This is a genomic window from Peribacillus sp. FSL K6-1552 (genome assembly GCF_038005205.1).
Taxonomy (GTDB): Bacteria; Bacillota; Bacilli; order Bacillales; family DSM-1321; genus Peribacillus; species Peribacillus butanolivorans.
On sequence record NZ_JBBOST010000001.1, the window covers coordinates 4,035,913 to 4,056,265 of the forward strand.

The 20,353-nt window shown below is 39.9% G+C and carries 18 protein-coding genes; 2 read left to right on the forward strand and 16 right to left on the reverse strand.

The window, feature by feature from the left end:
• Positions 1-25 precede the first annotated feature (25 nt).
• From deoC to gpr, 13 genes are all read right to left on the reverse strand, one after another.
• Complete coding sequence (deoC, locus tag NST21_RS19400) at positions 26-697, reverse strand: deoxyribose-phosphate aldolase (RefSeq protein ID WP_340890755.1); 672 nt, start codon at positions 695-697, stop codon at positions 26-28.
• Positions 698-849: 152 nt separating this feature from the next.
• Positions 850-2,187, reverse strand: a complete 1,338-nt coding sequence (gene mtaB, locus NST21_RS19405) for a tRNA (N(6)-L-threonylcarbamoyladenosine(37)-C(2))-methylthiotransferase MtaB (protein ID WP_056528620.1) — start codon at positions 2,185-2,187, stop codon at positions 850-852.
• A gap of 6 nt (positions 2,188-2,193) precedes the next feature.
• Complete coding sequence (locus NST21_RS19410; protein WP_340890759.1) at positions 2,194-2,946, reverse strand: 16S rRNA (uracil(1498)-N(3))-methyltransferase; 753 nt, start codon at positions 2,944-2,946, stop codon at positions 2,194-2,196.
• Between the two features lie 144 nt (positions 2,947-3,090).
• Positions 3,091-4,032, reverse strand: a complete 942-nt coding sequence (prmA, locus tag NST21_RS19415; RefSeq protein ID WP_340890763.1) for a 50S ribosomal protein L11 methyltransferase — start codon at positions 4,030-4,032, stop codon at positions 3,091-3,093.
• A 32-nt stretch (positions 4,033-4,064) separates the two neighbouring features.
• A complete protein-coding gene (dnaJ, locus tag NST21_RS19420) occupies positions 4,065-5,183 on the reverse strand; it encodes a molecular chaperone DnaJ (RefSeq protein ID WP_340890766.1) in 1,119 nt (372 codons plus the stop codon).
• Between the two features lie 326 nt (positions 5,184-5,509).
• Positions 5,510-7,345: a molecular chaperone DnaK gene (dnaK, locus tag NST21_RS19425; RefSeq protein ID WP_053347012.1), complete on the reverse strand. Its 1,836-nt coding sequence runs from the start codon at positions 7,343-7,345 to the stop codon at positions 5,510-5,512.
• A 38-nt stretch (positions 7,346-7,383) separates the two neighbouring features.
• The gene (gene grpE, locus NST21_RS19430) at positions 7,384-7,980 is read right to left on the reverse strand and encodes a nucleotide exchange factor GrpE (RefSeq protein WP_053347013.1); all 597 of its coding nucleotides are present in this window, start codon (positions 7,978-7,980) and stop codon (positions 7,384-7,386) included.
• Between the two features lie 99 nt (positions 7,981-8,079).
• A complete protein-coding gene (gene hrcA, locus NST21_RS19435; protein WP_053347014.1) occupies positions 8,080-9,108 on the reverse strand; it encodes a heat-inducible transcriptional repressor HrcA in 1,029 nt (342 codons plus the stop codon).
• Positions 9,109-9,233: 125 nt separating this feature from the next.
• Positions 9,234-10,385, reverse strand: coding sequence for a radical SAM family heme chaperone HemW (gene hemW, locus NST21_RS19440; RefSeq protein ID WP_057218741.1), 1,152 nt, complete (start codon positions 10,383-10,385; stop codon positions 9,234-9,236).
• Between the two features lie 79 nt (positions 10,386-10,464).
• On the reverse strand, positions 10,465-12,300 hold the full coding sequence (gene lepA / locus NST21_RS19445; RefSeq protein WP_056528610.1) for a translation elongation factor 4: 1,836 nt from the start codon (positions 12,298-12,300) through the stop codon (positions 10,465-10,467).
• 181 nt (positions 12,301-12,481) lie between these two features.
• Complete coding sequence (locus tag NST21_RS19450) at positions 12,482-12,805, reverse strand: YqxA family protein (protein ID WP_056528609.1); 324 nt, start codon at positions 12,803-12,805, stop codon at positions 12,482-12,484.
• A gap of 20 nt (positions 12,806-12,825) precedes the next feature.
• Positions 12,826-14,025 (reverse strand): stage II sporulation protein P, encoded by a 1,200-nt coding sequence (gene spoIIP, locus NST21_RS19455; protein WP_056528608.1) that lies wholly within the window; start codon positions 14,023-14,025, stop codon positions 12,826-12,828.
• Between the two features lie 85 nt (positions 14,026-14,110).
• Positions 14,111-15,229, reverse strand: coding sequence for a GPR endopeptidase (gene gpr / locus NST21_RS19460; RefSeq protein WP_340890770.1), 1,119 nt, complete (start codon positions 15,227-15,229; stop codon positions 14,111-14,113).
• 275 nt (positions 15,230-15,504) lie between these two features.
• On the opposite strand from gpr, the gene rpsT reads away from it, so the two are divergent.
• Positions 15,505-15,771, forward strand: a complete 267-nt coding sequence (rpsT, locus tag NST21_RS19465; protein ID WP_034308554.1) for a 30S ribosomal protein S20 — start codon at positions 15,505-15,507, stop codon at positions 15,769-15,771.
• Between the two features lie 81 nt (positions 15,772-15,852).
• On the opposite strand, the gene holA is transcribed toward rpsT, so the two are convergent.
• The gene (gene holA, locus NST21_RS19470) at positions 15,853-16,866 is read right to left on the reverse strand and encodes a DNA polymerase III subunit delta (protein ID WP_340890773.1); all 1,014 of its coding nucleotides are present in this window, start codon (positions 16,864-16,866) and stop codon (positions 15,853-15,855) included.
• Between the two features lie 343 nt (positions 16,867-17,209).
• Here holA and NST21_RS19475 point away from each other — a divergent pair, with 343 nt between their 5' ends.
• Positions 17,210-17,344: a YqzM family protein gene (locus tag NST21_RS19475; RefSeq protein ID WP_081108861.1), complete on the forward strand. Its 135-nt coding sequence runs from the start codon at positions 17,210-17,212 to the stop codon at positions 17,342-17,344.
• A 77-nt stretch (positions 17,345-17,421) separates the two neighbouring features.
• Here NST21_RS19475 and NST21_RS19480 read toward each other — a convergent pair whose 3' ends face one another.
• Positions 17,422-19,728, reverse strand: coding sequence for a DNA internalization-related competence protein ComEC/Rec2 (locus NST21_RS19480; RefSeq protein ID WP_340890775.1), 2,307 nt, complete (start codon positions 19,726-19,728; stop codon positions 17,422-17,424).
• 17 nt (positions 19,729-19,745) lie between these two features.
• Complete coding sequence (locus NST21_RS19485; protein WP_053347022.1) at positions 19,746-20,306, reverse strand: ComE operon protein 2; 561 nt, start codon at positions 20,304-20,306, stop codon at positions 19,746-19,748.
• Between the last annotated feature and the right edge of the window lie 47 nt (positions 20,307-20,353).

A 20,353-nucleotide genomic window follows, 5' to 3' on the forward strand; every position in this document is an offset into this window, starting at 1 on the left:
CACTCTTAAGAATGCGGCTTGTAAATTAATAATCAGAGTCAGCTGTTAAGCCCTTTAAGATGGAGACACCTGCACTCGCTCCAATTCTTGTTGCACCCGCTTCAATCACTTTCTGAGCATCACTCGTGTTACGAACTCCGCCTGAAGCTTTAACGCCGATATCTGGTCCTACTGTTTTTCTCATAAGCGCAACATCTTCAACGGTTGCACCGCCAGTTGAAAAACCAGTTGAGGTTTTAACGAAATCCGTTCCCGCTTTTACGGCAAGTTCGCAAGCACGGACTTTTTCTTCCTCAGTAAGTAAAGAGGTTTCAATAATTACTTTTGACAGAGCTTTACCTGTCGATGCCGCTACCACAGCTCGAATATCCCGCTCTACCAATTCATTATCCTTGTCCTTTAATGCGCTGATATTGATCACCATATCGACTTCGTGTGCGCCATTACTGATGGCGTCTTTTGTTTCAAAAGCTTTAGTTTCTGGTGTAGTGGCACCTAAAGGGAAACCAATTACCGTACAAACTTTTACTTCTGAGCCTTCTAAAAGCTCACTTGCATACTTCACCCAAGTCGGGTTTACGCATACTGAAGCAAAATTATACTCTCTCGCTTCTTCACATAATACCTTTATTTGTTCTTTCGTTGCATCTGCTTTTAATAAAGTGTGGTCAATTAAACCTGCTACATTTTGTGACATATATAATCCTCCTTAAAAACAATTTAAAACTAGTTGTACGTACCTCTCATCATACCATAGTTCTTCTATTTTGACGATATATATAGTCTTTACCCTAATGTACTAAGAAAACACATTAAACAAAGAAAAAAGACAGCGAAAAAATCGCTGTCTTATATATTAGCTACTTGCTGCAACGGAATATCTTTCACAACCGTCACGAACTGTCCTTCGCTATGTGGATAGCCAGACTTTGTAATTTTCACTTTTACAATGTCACCAACCATTTCCTCTGTAGCCGGGAAGACTATTTTCATGTAATTATCCGAGTAGCCTTCATAAAGACCATTTTCCAACTTAGTCTCAGGAATGACTTCAAGTACTTCTCCCTCAAATCGAGAAGCGTACTCTTTTGCCAACTGATCCGATAATGAAATTAGACGGTGAACGCGTTCGTTTTTCACATCTTCATCCACTTGGTCTTCCATGCGTGCGGCAGGAGTCCCTGTCCGTTTTGAATACGGGAAAACATGAAGTTCGGAGAATTTATATTTTTCTATAAAATTATACGTCTCCATAAATTCTTCTTCGGTTTCACCCGGGAAGCCTACGATTACATCAGATGTAACAGCAAGACCTGGCAGTGCAACTTTTAACTTTTCAATTCGATCACCGAAGAAAGCCATTGTATATTTACGTCTCATCCGTTTTAAAACCGTATCAGAACCCGATTGGATAGGGATATGCAAATGACGAACTACCTTTTTCGAATTCGTCAGTACTTCAATGATTTCATCTGTAATTTGACTGGCTTCAATGGAAGAAATACGGATCCGCTTTAGCCCATCAATTTTTTCCAAGTCACGTAGTAGCATCGCCAAATTATAATCCTTCAAGTCATCTCCGTAACCACCGGTATGAATGCCCGTCAAGACAAGCTCTTTATATCCTGCCTCAACAAGCTGCTCAGCTTGATGAATGACTTCCTTTGGATCACGGGAACGCATTAAACCACGAGCCCATGGGATGATACAGAAAGTACAGAAATTATTGCAACCTTCCTGAATCTTAAGTGAGGCACGAGTACGATCAGTAAATGCCGGTACATCCAATTCTTCGTAGACACGATTTTTCATAATATTCCCAACCGCATTGATCGGTTCACGTTCTACCTTGAACTGCTCGATGTATTCAAGCAATTTAACCCTGTCCTGTGTTCCAACAACAATATCTACACCTGGAATTGCCATGATCTCTGCAGGAGATGTCTGTGCGTAACAACCCGTTACTGCAATAACAGCATTCGGATTTTTACGGATTGCACGACGGATAACCTGACGGCTCTTCTTATCGCCAGTATTCGTTACCGTGCAAGTGTTGATGACGTATACATCTGATGTATTTTCAAATTCAACACGATCATATCCCTCTGTCTTAAATAATTGCCAAATAGCTTCTGTTTCATAATGATTTACTTTACAACCTAATGTATGGAAAGCGACCGTTGCCATTTTTCATCACCTCAAAAGTTCTACATGATAAGAAACAGCGGAAAGTGCATATAAAGGTGCTGTTTCAGTTCTTAATATTCTAGGTCCAAGACCACAAGCTACAAATCCGGCAGCCGACAATTTTTCGATTTCCTTATCTGCCAAGCCCCCTTCAGGACCAAACACGAATAAAATCGATTGTCCGGCAGTGATATCTTTCAAAACAGAAGCAAGTACAGACGTTTCTCCACGCTTTGCTTCTTCTTCAAAAGCAATTAATCTATGATCGAAACCAGAAGCATATCCAGCTAGCTGATCTGCCGTCATCGGTTCCTTGATGGCAGGGATAACTGTGCGGTGGGACTGTTCGGCCGCTTCCTTTGAAATCTTCTGGAGTCGTTCCAATTTCTTACCAACCTTTTTGTGGTCCCATTTTACCACCGAACGAGCAGCAATAAAAGGGATAAATTCAACAGCACCTAATTCCGTCCCCTTTTGAACGATATATTCTAACTTATCCCCTTTAGGCAGACCGCTCGCTATCGTAACTCTTATCGGAAGTTCCTTTTCTTCATTCTTCCATTCAATAATGGTTCCTATAACAGCGTCATTTGTTATTTCAGAAATTTCCGTGACCGCAGTCATTCCGTTGCCCTTTACGGTGATGATTTGCTCCCCTGGTTCCATTCTCATTACCCTGGAAATATGGTGAAAATCATCGCCTGATATCGTCACTGTTTTACCATTAAAGTCTTCCTCGTTAAGAAAATACCGTTGCACACTGCCACCTACTTCGTCTAGTCTAAAAAAACTCACAGGCTAGCAGTCAGAGGCTTATTTTCCGATTGCGCGCCATGCAAAAACTCAAGCTAAAAAAAGGTACTCTGACTATCCAAATATACGATAATCAGAGTAACTTTTCATTTAATCATTTCTTTTCGCGATGATTGCTACCCAATCTTCCATCAAAATGGTTTCCTCAACTGTGAATCCGGAAGCTATAATTGCATCCTTCACATCCTGTTTCTTTGGCTGGATAATCCCAGATGCTATAAAATATCCACCAGGTTTAACCACTTTTGCTACATCATCTGTAAAGCGCATAATGACTTCAGCTAATATATTAGCTACAACGACATCTGCTTGTTCGTTTACGCCGTCCAACAAGTTACCTTGAGAAACAGAAACTCTGTCTTGAACGTTGTTAAGTTCTACATTTTGCTTAGCAGACTGTACAGCTACGTCATCCAAATCAAGCGACTGAACTCGTTTCGCCTCTAATAATGCCGCTGCAATACTTAAAACACCGGAACCCGTTCCTACATCAACAACTAAGTCACCCGGCTGAACTGTACGTTCAAGTGCTTGGATACACATAACCGTTGTCGGGTGGGTACCTGTTCCAAAAGCCATACCAGGATCAAGTTCAATGATTAATTCATCACTGCTTACAGGAGTGTAATCTTCCCATGTAGGAACAATGGTAAAACGTTCAGAAATCTTGACCGGATTATAATATTTTTTCCAAGCCGTTGCCCATTCTTCTTCATTCACTTCACTAATTGAAACAACATTCTTCCCAAGATCGATATCAAAAAGAAGGAGATTATTAATTGATTCCTTAATAGCATCAACAGTTTCGCCAAGGAAGCTGTTAACCGGCAAATATGCCTTAATCAACACACCTTCATCCGGATAATCAGCTGGGTTTAGGTGGTAGATTTCGCCAAAAACATTTTCACGTTCTTTGACTAATTCAAGAGGATCCTCAATGACAACACCGCTTGCACCTGCCTCATGAAGAATATTTGAAACAGGTTCAACCGCTTCATTTGTTGTATGGATTGCAAATTCAGACCACTTCATAATCTACCAACTCCCAATTTCTTTACTTGTCTTCACCTATCTTTAAAAGCACGCTTTACCTTTGAGAAAAAGCCATCTTCTTGTTCATCTATACCTGATTGTCCGCTGATATCGTTGAACTCACGAAGAAGGTCCTTTTGTTTTTCACTTAATTTTTTAGGTGTAACCACTAATACGACCACATGCTGATCTCCTTGGCCATATCCTCTTACATTCGGAACCCCTTTTCCTTTTAAACGGAAACGCGTGCTTGTTTGTGTTCCTGCAGGTATCTTCAACTTAACTTTACCATGCAAAGTCGGAACTTCAATTTCATCTCCTAATGCTGCCTGAGCAAAAGTAACCGGCATTTCACAATAAATATCATCGCCATCTCTTTCAAAGAATTCGTGGCTACGAACATGGAAGACTACATAAAGGTCTCCAGCTGGACCACCATTGAATCCAGGCTCGCCTTGACCGGATACACGCAGTTGCTGCCCATCATCGATTCCGGCTGGCACCTTGACTTGGATTTTTTTGCGTTTTTGAACTTTACCGTCGCCGCCACAAGTTGAACATTTATTAGGAATGATTTTTCCTGTTCCTTGACAATGGTGACATGCTCTCCGGTTCACAATACGTCCGAATGCCGTGTTTTGTTCAACATTTAATTGACCTGTTCCATGACAGTGTGAACAGTTTTCCACTTTTGTGCCAGGCTTAGCACCCGATCCTTTACATGTATCACAATTCTCTTCACGCGGAATTTCGATTTCAGTATCTTTTCCGAATGCAGCCTCTTCAAAAGAAAGCGTCATCGTATACTGTAAATCAGCCCCTTGGCGCGGTGCATTAGGATCTCTTCTACGTCCGCCTCCACCAAAGAAACTACTGAAAATATCTTCAAAACCACCGAAACCGCCAAAGTCCTGGCCACCGAAGCCCTGATTTGGATCTGTATGTCCAAATTGGTCATAATGAGCCTTTTTCTGCTCGTCGCTTAATACCTCGTAAGCTTCCTTAATTTCCTTGAATTTATCCGCAGCATCTTCCGCTTTATTAATATCAGGATGATATTGTTTGGAGAGCTTTCGATACGCTTTTTTGATTTCATCCTTCGAAGCACTCTTCGAAAGGCCTAACACCTCATAATAATCACGTTTACTCATATCTAAAATCCACTCCCGATTCGATTCACATAAAGGTAATATTATCACTGAACGAAGATAATAATCAACTAGAAAAGTACAAACGGCTTGAACACTTTTTCGTAAAAGAAGACATCTGCCTCAAATTTGCACCTATTTTTCTCCATAGTCTTATGATTCCCCACTAGCGATTGTAAGAATAAAAGAATACCAGCTGCCATTACTTCCGGACTTTGATTTCACCCATTGTAAAAAAGCCAAAGCCAAGATAACCTGACTTTGACTTTTCTACAATTACAGGCAGAAATCCCTGCCCAATATATCAGCGTCCCAACAGGGTCACTTTTTTATTTTTTCTCTTCTTCGTTTACTTCTGTATATTCTGCATCAACTACATTATCGTCTTTTGCACCAGCTTCGCCAGCACCCTCTTGGCCTGCTTGCTGAGCTTTTGCAGCTTCTTCATAAAGCTTCATTGTCAAAGCTTGAACGATTTCGTTAAGTGCATCTTTTTTCACGCGGATTTCTTCAAGCTCATTTTTCTCGATTGCTGCTTTCAGTTCATCCTTCGCTTCGTTTGCTTTTGTTACTTCCGCTTCGTCTACTTTACCTTCTAGATCTTTAAGCGTTTTTTCCGTTTGGAAGACTAGTTGATCTGCTTCGTTACGAAGTTCAACTTCTTCTTTACGTTGTTTATCACTATCAGCATTTTCTTCTGCTTCACGTACCATGCGGTCGATTTCTTCATCAGAAAGTCCTGAAGATGATTTGATTGTGATTGCTTGTTCTTTGTTTGTGCCAAGATCTTTTGCACGAACGTTTACAATACCATTTTTATCAATGTCGAAAGTTACTTCGACTTGTGGAATTCCGCGCGGTGCCGGTGGAATGTCACTCAATTGGAAACGACCAAGCGTTTTGTTGTCTGCTGACATCGGACGTTCACCTTGAAGAACATGGATATCTACAGCTGTTTGATTATCAGCAGCTGTTGAGAATACTTGTGATTTACTTGTTGGAATTGTTGTATTACGGTCGATTAATTTCGTGAACACGCCGCCCATTGTTTCAATTCCAAGTGAAAGTGGAGTTACGTCTAAAAGAACAACGTCTTTAACATCCCCTGTTAATACGCCACCTTGAATCGCAGCACCCATAGCTACTACTTCATCAGGGTTAACACCTTTGCTTGGTTCTTGACCGATTTCCTTTTTGATTGCTTCAACAACCGCAGGAATACGCGTAGATCCACCAACAAGGATGACTTTATCGATTTCAGATGCTGAAAGACCTGCATCTTTCATCGCTTGACGAGTAGGTCCCATTGTACGTTCCACAAGACTTGAAGAAAGTTCATCGAATTTAGCTCTAGTCATTGTTACGTCTAAGTGAAGCGGGCCAGCATCTCCAGCTGTGATGAATGGCAATGAAATTTGTGTAGAAGTTACACCTGAAAGATCTTTTTTCGCTTTTTCAGCTGCATCTTTCAAACGTTGAACTGCCATTTTGTCTTTAGAAAGATCGATTCCATTTTCTTTCTTGAATGCTTCTACTAGGTAATCAATGATGACTTGGTCGAAATCATCTCCACCTAGACGATTGTCACCAGCAGTAGATTTAACTTCGAATACGCCATCGCCAAGTTCCATGACTGATACGTCAAATGTACCGCCACCAAGGTCGAATACAAGAATTGTTTGGTCTTCATCCGTTTTATCTAAACCGTATGCAAGTGCTGCAGCTGTCGGTTCGTTAATAATACGTTCTACTTCAAGTCCAGCAATTTGACCAGCATCTTTCGTTGCTTGACGTTCTGCATCATTGAAGTAAGCAGGTACAGTGATAACCGCTTTTGTTACTTTTTCACCAAGATACTCTTCAGCGTATGATTTTAAGTATTGAAGGATGATTGCAGAAACTTCCTGCGGTGAGTATTCTTTTCCTTCAATTACTTCTTTATGATTAGTACCCATATGACGTTTAATAGAAATAATCGTGTTCGGGTTTGTAATTGCTTGGCGTTTTGCCACTTCCCCTACTTGTCTTTCACCGTTTTTGAATGCCACTACGGATGGTGTTGTACGGTTTCCTTCTGGATTCGGGATAACTTTTGGTTCCCCGCCTTCAAGTACAGATACACAAGAGTTTGTTGTACCTAAGTCAATACCAATAATCTTGCTCATAGTTTCACTACCTCCCAATTAATTGTATGTAATTTCTATTATTCGTTTACTTTTACCATTGCAGGACGAAGCACTCGGTCTTTAAGAACATATCCTTTTTGGAACTCCTCGACAACGATGTTAGAACCAAAGTTTTCATCTTGAACTTGCATGACCGCTTGATGTAAACGCGGATCAAATTCTTCACCAACCGAACTAATTGGTTCGATGCCTTCTTTAGTCAATGCATCAATAATCGCTTTGTAGACCATTTCCATCCCTTGAAGCAGGGATTTTGTCTGTTCATTATCAGCTTCGATTTTTGTCGCTCTTTCAAAATTATCAAGAGCCTCGACTAAATCACCAGCAATACTTTGAACTCTATATTTTTGAGCCGCTTCCATATCAAGCTTGGCACGGCGTCTTGAATTATCAAAATCGGCCTGCAGACGAAGATAACGGTTATCCATTTCTTCGATTTTAGCCTGTAGCTCAGCAATCTTTTCATGAGCCAATTGAAGTTCATCTTTCTCAACCGGAGTTTCCTCCTGATTTTGTTCCGCTGGAATTTCCTCTTCAGCGAATACAGCTTCTGCAGCGCTTTCCTCGATTGTTTCATTTTCTAATGTTTGTTCTTCGTTTTTATTTTCTGTCACAATCTCACCTCCCTAAAAGGGTTATACAATTTATGCTTAAGCAATAAGTCAGGCTGGGGAATTTACATCCCCGCCACCTTAACAATATTACCTTTGCTCCTATTTTTGATACAGTTTAGTCATCAGAGTCGTTAAATCTTTCGAGAAAAACGAAAGCAGACTGATTACTCTCGAATATTCCATTCTCGTTGGACCTAGTATCGCTAATGTGCCCACTTGTTCCTGTCCGATTGAGTAGGTTGCGGTAATTAAGCTGCAGTCATCGAGTACCGTATTTTGATTTTCACGGCCAATCTTGACGTGAATGCCCGCTGGATTTTGAGTAATAAGATCATAAAACCCTTGTTCCTGCTCAATCATCGATAAAAGTGTGCTTACTTTTGCAATGTCATGGAACTCCGGCTGCCTTAGCATATTCGTTTTCCCGCCGAAAAATATTTTTTCAGGCTTTGTATCCGTCAAGGTATCCGCTAGAACTGAAACAATCGATCCATAATTATGAATGTGGCGGCTTAATAGAGCAGCCACCTCCTTATAGATCTTATCTTTTAAATCAACAAGCGGAACATCGACTAAACGGGCATTTAAAATGTTCACCATCTTTTCAATTTCATTTATATCAAAAGAAGGGGGCAAGGAAATCATTCGATTTTCCACATGACCTGTATCAGTAATAATGATTGCAATTGCAGCATCCGGACTCAATGGAACAATCTGAATTTTTTTCAACTTATGTTCATTGACTTTTGGACCTAGTACAATTGCCGTATAATTCGTCAGTTCAGAAAGAATTTTTGCTGACTTTTGAACAATCTTTTCTAGCTCATAGATTCGCTCAACAAAAACAGATTTTAACAATTTCATTTCATTCTTTTTCGGAGCTTGAGGAGAAAGCAAATGATCCACATAATATCTATACCCTTTTTCAGAAGGTATTCTACCAGAAGATGTATGAGTTTTTTCTAAAAAACCCAATTCTTCAAGATCAGACATTTCGTTACGGATTGTGGCAGAGCTGAACGTAATTTCATCTTTCTTCGACAAGCTTCGCGACCCGACTGGCTGGGCAGAATGGATAAAATCCTCGATTATCACTTGCAGAATCAATAATTGACGATCAGTTAGCATGTATGATCACCTCTGTTAGCACTCTGTCTCTTTGAGTGCTAATATACTAATAAATTATCAAATGAAGCTTATGATGTCAACAATGAAAACCGCTAATTCATTGATAAAATAACAAGAGATTTCCATCACTCGGAATCAGCAACACCTAAAAACGATTGGAACACTTCATTACCAAGCAATTTCCCCTGCTCAGTCAATCGGACAAACCCACCTTCAATCGTAAGCAGACCCTTTGCTGATTCTTCTTCGAGCGATTTCCCGAAAATTTCCGTCATTTCAACAGAAAATTTATTTTTGAAGTTTTCCAATGAAACTCCTTCTGTTTTTCTAAGTCCTAAAAACATCTCCTCTTCCATCTTTTCATGGAGTGGTACAGGATGTTCTTCCAAAACAGGTAACTCGTTCACCGTCAATGGCGTAATGTATTTTTTCACTGGCCCATGATTGGCCACTCTTTTTCCCCCAGTATAGCCATGTGCTCCCGCACCAATCCCATAATATTCTACATTATCCCAATATGTTAAATTGTGCCGGCTTTCAAATCCAGGACGAGCAAAATTACTGATTTCATATTGATGCAGACCATGTTTCTCCATCTCTTCCATCAGCCGTTCATACATGGAAGCCTCAAGCTCCTGAGGCGGAAGATTTAATTTCCCTCTTCTCATCTGATTATAGAAAACCGTCTTCGGCTCAACAATTAATGAGTAACTGGAATAATGAGGAAGCTGTAGTGCAAGGGCCTTATCTAGCGTATCCTTGAAGTCTTCCATCGTTTGACCTGGCAATCCGTAAATCAAGTCGATACTTATATTTGTAAAGCCAACCTCTTGAGCCAAATGAATCGTTTCATATACTTCAGATGCCCGATGTGTCCGACCAATTCGCTTTAATAATTCATCATTGAAGCTTTGTACCCCAAAGCTAAGCCTATTCACACCGGAATGAAATAGTATTTCAAGCTTTTCTTTTGAAAGATCCCCAGGATTAGCCTCGAATGTATATTCAGCCTTCTTTGAATCAAATGGAAGGGTTTCATTGATTGCTTCACATAAGAATGCAAGTTGTTTTTCATCTAGAGAGGTAGGTGTCCCTCCGCCGACGAAAACCGTGTCCAATCCTGTTGTTGGATACTTTGCAAGTTGCATTTCCATTTCTCTTTTCATCATCCGTAAATATTCGTCGACTGGCTGCCCCTGCAAAAACACTTTATTAAAATCACAATAGTGACAAATATGTTCACAAAACGGTATGTGGAGGTAGGCACTTTTAATCATTGTGTTCACAACCTTTAATCGATTGAGTCGATAGAAAAAGAGGCTAGATCTTCTCTACCCTCTTTTTTCTATCTATCATTTATTTTTTTGGAGTCGTATCATCCATTTTCAAAACAGCCATGAAAGCTTCCTGCGGTACTTCAACAGAACCTACCTGTTTCATCCGCTTTTTACCTTCTTTTTGTTTTTCAAGCAATTTACGTTTACGGGAAATATCGCCACCGTAACATTTAGCGAGTACGTTTTTACGCATTGCACTAATAGAAGAACGAGCCACGATTTTTTGTCCAATAGCTGCTTGAATTGGAACTTCAAACTGTTGTCTTGGAATCAATTTCTTCAATTTCTCAACAATAACTTTACCACGCTCATAAGCGAAGTCCTTATGAACGATGAAACTTAAAGCATCGACCGTCTCAGCATTCAGTAAAATATCCATCTTCACAAGCTTGGACGGTTTGTAGCCGATTAATTCATAATCAAATGAAGCATAGCCCCTTGTATTTGATTTCAATTGATCAAAGAAATCATATACGATTTCCGACAATGGTATTTCATAGTGAATACTTACACGTGTCTCATCGATATATTCCATATCAATGAAGTTCCCGCGTTTATTCTGACAGATTTCCATGATTGTGCCTACAAATTCTGTTGGTGCCATCATTGTTGCTTTTACATATGGCTCCTCAACACGTTCAATCTTTTGAGCATCCGGCATGTTAGATGGGTTATCAACCTTCAAAACCGTTCCATCAGTTTGAACGACATCGTAAATAACACTTGGCGCAGTAGTAATTAAATCAATTTTGAATTCACGTTCAATACGCTCTTGGATGATTTCCATATGAAGAAGTCCTAGGAAACCGCAACGGAAACCAAAGCCTAATGCTTGAGATGATTCCGCCTCAAACTGCAGCGCTGAATCATTCAATTCCAATTTCTCTAATGCATCCCGTAGATCATTGAATTTCGATGCGTCAATCGGATACAAACCGCAATATACCATCGGATTCATTTTCCGATAACCTGGCAGCGGCTCTGTCGCACTATTCACAGCACTAGTAATCGTATCACCAACTGTCGTATCACCAACGTTTTTAATAGCTGCTGTAAGGAAACCAACATCACCTACGTTTAGTTCATCAAGCAGTTGTGTTTTTGGATTAAAGACACCCAATTCCGTGACATCAAATTCTTTGCCTGTGGACATCATTTTAATTTTGTCGCCCACTTTAATAGACCCTTCAACAACCCGGATATAGGCAACTACACCCCGATATGCATCAAATAGCGAGTCGAAAATAAGCGCCTTAAACGGTGCTTCAGGATCTCCTTGTGGTGCCGGTACTAATTCAACGACCTGCTCCAAAATCTCCTCGATTCCGATACCAGCTTTAGCTGAAGCCAAAACTGCATCAGAAGCATCCAACCCGATTACTTCCTCAATTTCATTACGAACACGTTCTGGATCAGCACTCGGCAAGTCAATTTTATTGATGACCGGGATGATTTCCAAATTGTTATCCAATGCTAAATATACGTTTGCAAGCGTCTGGGCCTCAATACCCTGCGCCGCATCGACAACAAGGACTGCACCTTCACACGCAGCAAGGCTTCGCGAAACCTCATACGTAAAATCGACGTGCCCTGGTGTATCAATAAGATGGAAAATGTATTCTTCGCCATCTTTCGCATTATATTTTAATTGAATTGCATTCAATTTAATCGTAATTCCACGCTCACGCTCTAAATCCATGGAATCTAACAGCTGACTCTTCATTTCACGTTGAGTCATAGCGTTCGTTTTTTCTATGATACGATCCGCCAATGTAGATTTACCATGATCAATATGAGCGATGATGGAAAAGTTACGAATCTTGGATTGTCTTTTTAATTTTTCTTCTCTATTCATAACGTTCACTCCCACTAGTCGACACAATACACTATTTTTTATTATATCAATAGAAAATGCAAGATTCAACAGAATAGTTACAAAAGAAGCATCATTGTAGTGCCAGGGATAAAAAAAGGCTGCATTCCGAATTCTCGGATGCAGCCTTTCGACAGAGTTACTCGACTTTTCTTGCGCAAGCTTAAATCATATTTATAAGCGCTTGAAAGGCCGCTGATATCGTTTCGCCGAGAGTCTTTCCAAGAGATGAGAAAAAGTTGAAAGCCTTCATTTCTTCAAGCTTTTCTTTTTTCGTCTCTAAATCATGACTTGTTACTTTTTCACCAAGGATATCCGCCTCCATCTCCCCTTGGTCCGATTGGTTGATAATAAATGCACTATTCAAAGAGGGGTCTTCATATCCCTTCATTTTTTTCATGCCGTCATTCGCCTGCTGCATTCCAATAAGGACGCCTAAAAATAATACGAGTATAATCCCCGTGCATTTTAACCAAAATCGAACCATGTTAGAGAACTCCTTTCAAATTACTTCGCTTCTGATTCTCCAGTTGTTTTATCCACCGCTTTAGCATCCCAATAAAATTCACTGAAAACATCGGTAAATGCATCAACGGTTAAATACATTTCTTCAAACGTATTATCAACACCGCCAATTTCAATGAGCATGGCATTGCCTGACAAATCCTGATTGTATACTCCATTATGACCCGCTCCGCCTTGTTTCATAACCCCTCGTGAAATGCCTGGGTATTTTTTTTCCAGAGCTTTATGAAGTTTATTGGCAAGCGCTGCATTTTTCTCAAAGTTCGGGTTATTTCCCCCAATGACGAAGGCAATCTTGGCATAATCTTTACCGTTAATGTTAATGGTCGTATGTTTTTTTCGTTTTGAATCACGATGGATATCAATCATATATTCTAGATCTTTGTTGGTAGCCAATGCAGTTTGAACGGATTTACGAGACTCTTGATATGATTTGTTGTAATTCAATCCCTTATTATTCAAATTGCCCATAATATCCGTATTATCAAGCGATGAGCCTATCCCGTTATCAGCCAAGTCCTCCACCATTCGTGCCCCGAGTTTTGTAATATTGATTTTAGAGTGATAGGCGAGATTAGGATTTGTAACCCCTTTTAAATAAGGGAGATATGACTCCCGATTATGGCTATGATAAATTTCAACAACTTTTCGCCCATTGGTTGTCTGATTTGGCTGATTAGCCACTCCTTTTTCAGGTTCTTCGATTTCATCCAGATTTTGCAGGGATGCATCCCTTTCTTCGTTCAGGACATCTACCGGCGGCGAAGATTCATATGGCATATTGGTATAATTGGTTCCTTCACCAGCGACAAGGATTTCATTATCAAAAATCGAGAAGCCTGGAAGTTCCCGACCAAGCAAGCTTCGCGGATCCTCCATAGAAATATTAGTCGAGATTTTTATCAATTGATTTGTGATCACCGATTCTTGTTTACCTTCAGGCAGGGCATTAAAAAAGTAATGATTTTCATTAGCCAGCATCGAGAACAGCATTTTCCCAGAAAATTGGTTCGCTACGGTATGTACGGAATCCGAAGATATCCGATACTCCGGTCGTAGAGACGTCATGACCCCGCTGACGGAAAAAACAAAAAGAAGCAAGGCGAGAATACCTAGAAAAGTTTTTACTATAGTTGAACCGTGAATAGCTGTTATGATCCCTGGGGAATTTCTTCTTTTCATCCTTCCACCCTCTCTATAGCTTGTCTATTAATACCTATGACTTTGCTAGAAAGGGTAGAACACCATTTTTGGGCACTAAAATGAACTAGCGGGTATAGTAGCCAGTATTTTCTTGATTAATTGACCCATGCAACGCTGCATTCAATCCATTGGCTATCAAATTGGCCATGTCCTCAATGAAAACATCGACTTCTTTTGGTGTAACCATTAAATTTTGACCGAGCGGTGATAGCACTTCATAAATCAGTTTCCGCTTTTCTTCATCCGGAAGGACACCAATCATGCCCAAGAAGGTTTGCCGTTCCTTTTCACCTGGCATATCCTCATCAGTCAGCTTTTTACGTTTCCCAAAACTAAATCCTGCGGGGGCTAACGAACGTGATGGGCGGTCACCCTCATTCAGTTCCTTGCCAAAGTGCTTCAAAATATAATCAATTGAGTCGCTAGTAATTGATACAGCATCAACGACGGTAGGTATTCCAATTGCTATAACAGGAACCCCTAGTGTCTCCTGACTCAATTCCTTTCGTTTATTTCCAACACCTGACCCTGGATGAATGCCTGTATCAGTTATTTGAATCGTTGAATTTACCCGATCAATAGAACGGGCTGCCAAGGCATCAATGACGATGAGAAAATCAGGATTGCTTTTTTCAATGACTCCTTTGATAATGTCGCTCGTCTCGATTCCTGTAATCCCCATAACACCTGGAGAGATCGCACTTACCGGCCGATAACCTTCTTTAACAGACTCTGGTTGCAACTCGAACAAATGCCTTGTGACTACCAGGTTCTCGACCACGGCTGGCCCCAAAGCGTCCGGGGTAACATTCCAATTACCGAGGCCGACGACTAAACAACTGCTTTCTTTCGTGACTTTATTTCTTTTTAAGAAGTAGGCTAGCTCGTCAGCAAACACCTTCTCCACTCGTTGCTGTGTGTCCGTATCCTGTTGGCGGATGCCCTGAACTTCAATGGTTAAATAGCTCCCCTGTTTTTTACCAATCTCTTTTTCTCCCTCAGCCGTGACCTCGACTAAAGAAATTTTCAGATCATCCACTTCTTTTTCCTTTATTATGACCCCTTCGATATGGGAAACATCAACTTCTTCAACAACACCTTTATTTTCAAGAGCAATATCTTTTGCTTCAATCGCCAAATCTGTCCGAATTCCGAACTTACTAAGGTCCAAATGATTTTCCATAGCGGCCTCCTGATGTTTGATTTGTATCTAATCTAGTAATTTCCATAGTCTCTCTTAAACATTCTGTCGTTTTAGCTTTTTTATTATTCATTTTTTTGGTACAATAAAATATGACGAGATGAATTTATTTACTGAAATTATAATTCCTTTTCGATTCTCAATCTGAAGTATTGCATATTCATGAGCAGTCTGATAGAATATCACTTGTGCTATTTGATATGGATTTGAAAAGTCGAGTTCATATAATCTCGATTTCTTTGTAGGAGGTGAACGGAATGCCAAACATTAAATCTGCTATTAAACGTGTGAAAATCAACGACAAAAAACGCGTTCATAACATTACTGTTAGATCAACTATGCGTACTACAGTGAAAAATGCTGAAGTTGCATTAGCTGGTGAAAACGTTGAAGCTGCTAAAGAAGCTCTTTTAACAGCTGCTGTGAAATTAGACAAAGCTGCATCTAAAGGATTAATCCATAAAAATGCGGCAGCCCGTAAAAAATCTCGTTTAGCGAAAAGACTTAACGCTCTTAACGCATAATGACAAAAATTAAACGATCCTTCTGGATCGTTTTTTTTTACGCACCAAAAAGGTGACAGGGATTTCTGTCACCTTTTTTTGTTATCTAATTTTCAAAAGCAGCAACTCAAGTGTGATCGCCTTATCGGCTTGACCCGATTTCATCTTATAATCCGCTTCCGCTAAATCGTTCATTATGCTCAACAACTCGCGTTCCTGGAATTTCCCCGTTTTTTCTAGGGCTAGCTTTACTCGGTATGGATGCACCTTCAATTGCCCTGCAATTTTTTGCTGACTATACCCTTGACGGGAAAGCTCCTTCACTTGATACATAAGCCGGATCTGTCCGGCCATTACACTCAAGATTTTAATCGGCTCTTCATTCTGCCGAAGAAGATCGTGAAAAATCGTCATAGCACTTTCCATTTTTCGCTGCAAAACATGATCAACAAGTGTGAAGATATTCTGTTCTAGAGATTTAGCGACTAACTTTTCAACAACCTCAACGGTAATCCGTTTGTCAGCTTCTACATAAAGTGCCATTTTATCAAGTTCATTTGTCAACATCATCAGATTCGTTCCTGCAAGTTCGAGCAAAAGTTCTGTGGCTTGTTCATCTATTTGGACAGAATAAGCTGCAACACGCTCCTTAACCCATGCCTTTAATTCATGATCGCCAAGCTTTTTCGCTTCAACGAGAACCGCATTACGCTTCAGTTCTTTGGTAATCTTTTTCCGTTCGTCCAGTTTTTCATAAGGAGCTGTCAGTACAACAATAGAATAAGGAACTGGGTCAGCCAAATACGCTTCCAGTCTTTTTACATTATGTTCAACTTTCGATTTCGTTTTTTCAGCTGTCAAAAAAAATGGATTTTGCATGAAAACAAGGCGTTTTTCCCCGATAAAAGGAAGAGTTTCAACGTCCTCAAGCGCTGTTTCAATCGGCGTCTCTTCTAAATCAAATTGAGAAAAGTTAAAATCCATTTCATCTTCGTGAAGGACATGCTCAATCAAAAGCTGCTTTGTTTCATTAATTAAATAAGCTTCTGTTCCATATAACAAATATACAGGCGCAAATTGCCCTTTTTTAATACTTTTCCATACGTCTAATACCAATAGAATCCGCCTCTTTTTTATGTATTCTTCTCTAATGGTATAGGTGGATGAACCATTTGACAAGCTATAAAGGGAACTAGCCCTCTAAAGGACTAATTCCGGATCTATATGAACACTTTCAAGAAAGGCCCGGGTAAACTCCCTTGAAAGCGGGTAAAGTATTCATGTAGAACAAAAAAGTGAACTTTTCTTTTTCGCTTGCTTTGTTTGTACCTTTATTTTGACCTCAAAATTTCAAACTATTTGTGACAACTCTTGTCAGTAAAGGAAATGAAGAAATGTGGCCTGTAGATTTTTTTTTGGTAATGTTTTATACTATTAGCAGAAATAGGAGGGGTAAACAATGAACGAATTCGAAAAGAATGTTCAATCAAAGACTGATGACGTCGCTGATTCCGCTATGGGATTCATCGGTTCTTTTGTATTTTTCGCTGCCATGTTCACCATTGCTGTCGTCATTAAAGCAGTCGGATCCTGATTTCATTTTTCAAAATGCACTTATTTTTCCCTGAAGGAGGCTGCTGATGCAGTCTCTTTCTTTTTGATTTCTACATACTATGGAATAGTCTTCCGAAAGGTTCCTTCACTTTTGTAATACTTGTAAATAATAGAACCATCTTCATCCGTCCTAAACAAATAAATATTATATTCTTTCAAGGCCTCAATAACTTGTTCATGTGGGTGACCGTACCTATTCTCCTTTCCAACTGAAATAAGCGCTGCTTTTGGCTGCAATTGTTCGAGAAAAGGCTTCGAGGAAGAAGTCTTACTGCCGTGATGACCGACCTTCAAAATATGCGCCCGCAACTGTGGGTAAGTATCCATCAATTCTTTTTCCCCCTCTTCCCCCATATCTCCGGTAAATACCCAGGACAATCCCCCTAACTCTGTATATAAAACAATGGACGAATCATTCTTATTTTCTTCTTTTTTATGTGGATCTAGAACGAAAAACTCAGCTTCCCCAACTTTCCAATGTTCGCCCCTTTGTACGACTGTCACTTTTACCCTCTTATCTCTTGCAATGGAAACAAAGTCTTTATCTCGATAATCGTCCTCACTCCAACCTCCAATAACTATCTCCTTAACTTTGAAATTTTCAATGAGTTCTTTTGCACTTCCTATATGATCAGCATCGGCATGCGTTAAAATCAGCTTGTCCAAATGGTGAATGCCCTTACTTTTCAGCAGCGGGATAATGATATCATCAGCCGTATTATAAGTCTTTCGCTTTTTTTTCCACATTTCCATAGGAAACGTAATTTGTCCCCCCGTATCAATCAAGTAATTTCCTCGGTTAAACGGAAGAGTAATTAAAATTGAATCACCCTGTCCAACATCAATTACCTGTACTTCACCGAATGGAGATAGCTTTTGTAGATTGTATTGAAAAAGTAAAAGTAAAATCATTATTCCACACCAGATTTTACATTTACTAAAAGATTTCTCCCAAGTCAGGAACAGTCCTAAAACTGCAACAACAAGCAACAACATCATAATGAAAAGTGGCTTTCCAAACGGAATGGAGGCAAGAGGAAGATTCGATGCAGCATCGGCGACCTTATTACTGAGCAGGAAGGTGAAGTTTAATAACGAAATAAGGGGTTGACCTAAAACAGGAAGTAACAGATGGATAAAGAGGGTGATTAGTGAAAAAGGCAGCAAAATGATGGAATAAAGAGGTACATACAGTACATTTAGAAGCACACCAAGGAAAGATACTTCATAAAAGTGAAAAAGTAAAATCGGAAGGGCTGCCAATTGGCAGATTGAGCTGACAATGAAAAGTTGTAGTGTCTTTTGTGGGTACTGCAAAATGATTTTCGAAGACATAATGATTGAAAAGGTGACAGCGAAAGAAAGCTGAAACCCAATATTATAGAGCATAAGTGGCTGAAAAAATAGCAGCGTCATATAGACCGCACCGATTGTGGCACCTGCTGAAATTCGTTTCTTGAAAAGCATGAGCAAAAAGAATACCATAGCCATCAAACATGATCTCATCACTGACGGGCTTGCTCCTGAAAGTATCATGTAAATCGGAAGAAAGATAAGGATGGCAATCATCATTCTTTCGCGAGTAACTCCGAAGCGGATACCAAGATAAAACAACATCCCCGTTAAAAAACTGACATGAAGTCCCGAAATCGCCAGTAAATGAACAAGACCTAGACGCTGATAGTTAGTAAGATCCCCTTCATCGATATCCGTCTGATCACCGAAAATAAGGGCTGTGACAAATCCGCTCGATTCTTCTGGGAAGTGTTTTTTTATATACGAAATTCCTTTCATCCGCAAATTTCGAATTGAAACGACAATCGAATTTCCAACCTTTTTGCATTTCGAAAAAGAAATAGAACTCGCTTTAAATATCCAATGAGTGTTTTGCTGGAGGAGATAACGTTGATAATCGAAGCTGTTTTCATTACGGTGTTTGTCAGGAACCTGCAGATCTCCCTCGGCCGGACAAGATAAACCGATGCGAAGATACTGATTCAGCTTTTCCTTTTCTTGTTCGGAGGCTACTTTATATCGAAGCATCAGCCGTTCACCTTGTTCACTGATGATGAAACCTTTTAATAGATTTCCATCTATTTTCGGTTGGTCTGTAAATGTAATAACAAAACGACTTTCCGTTCCCTGATAAGAAGAGATGTTTCGATGTTCGGAGGCAGTAGCGGACCCTAAAAAAATCCCCATAATCACCACATGAAGTATAAGGGTCTTCCCTTCACCCGCACTCGAATAATAAATAAAACAGAGGAAAATAAGGAAAACGATTAAAAGTCTTACACTAAAAAATGAATGGGCCGAAACGCCAAACGTGGCCGAAACGGCTAAAAAGAGAAGTTGTCTTGCCATGCCAACCCCCTGTCTAATTATTTGTTAAATAACAGTTTTGCCTCCTTTTCTAGCTCCAGCACAGCTTCTTTCTCTAAACCGGATTGTTCTAGTTGACCTAGCAACGAACGTACAAAGTCCTGTTTTTCTTTTCCGTATACATCGATGGCTCCTCTTGCTTCAACCTTTTCCGTTTTAACCCCAGCCTGCTCAAACAATTCAATTGCATATGGATGGTTTTTATAATCCTCTGCATAATAAACAGCTTTGATTCCAGCTTGAATGAGTGATTTACAGCATTGCAGGCATGGAAAATGCGTCACATATATTTCCGCCTCTGCCGTCGGCACACCGAATTTGGCACATTGTAAAAGTGCATTCATTTCAGCATGTATCGTTCTAATACAATGATTATCTATTACATAACAACCATCATCAATACAGTGCGTTCCCCCGGCAATCGAACCATTGTAGCCTCCCGCAATAATCCGGTTATCCCTAACGATTGTTGCGCCTACAGTTAGTCGTGTACATGTGCTTCTTAAAGCTAATAAATGGCTTTGAGCCATGAAATATTGATCCCAGCTAATCCTGTTCATGTTGTGGTCCCCTTTTACTTAATAAAATTGATTTTCTTCAATTTTAC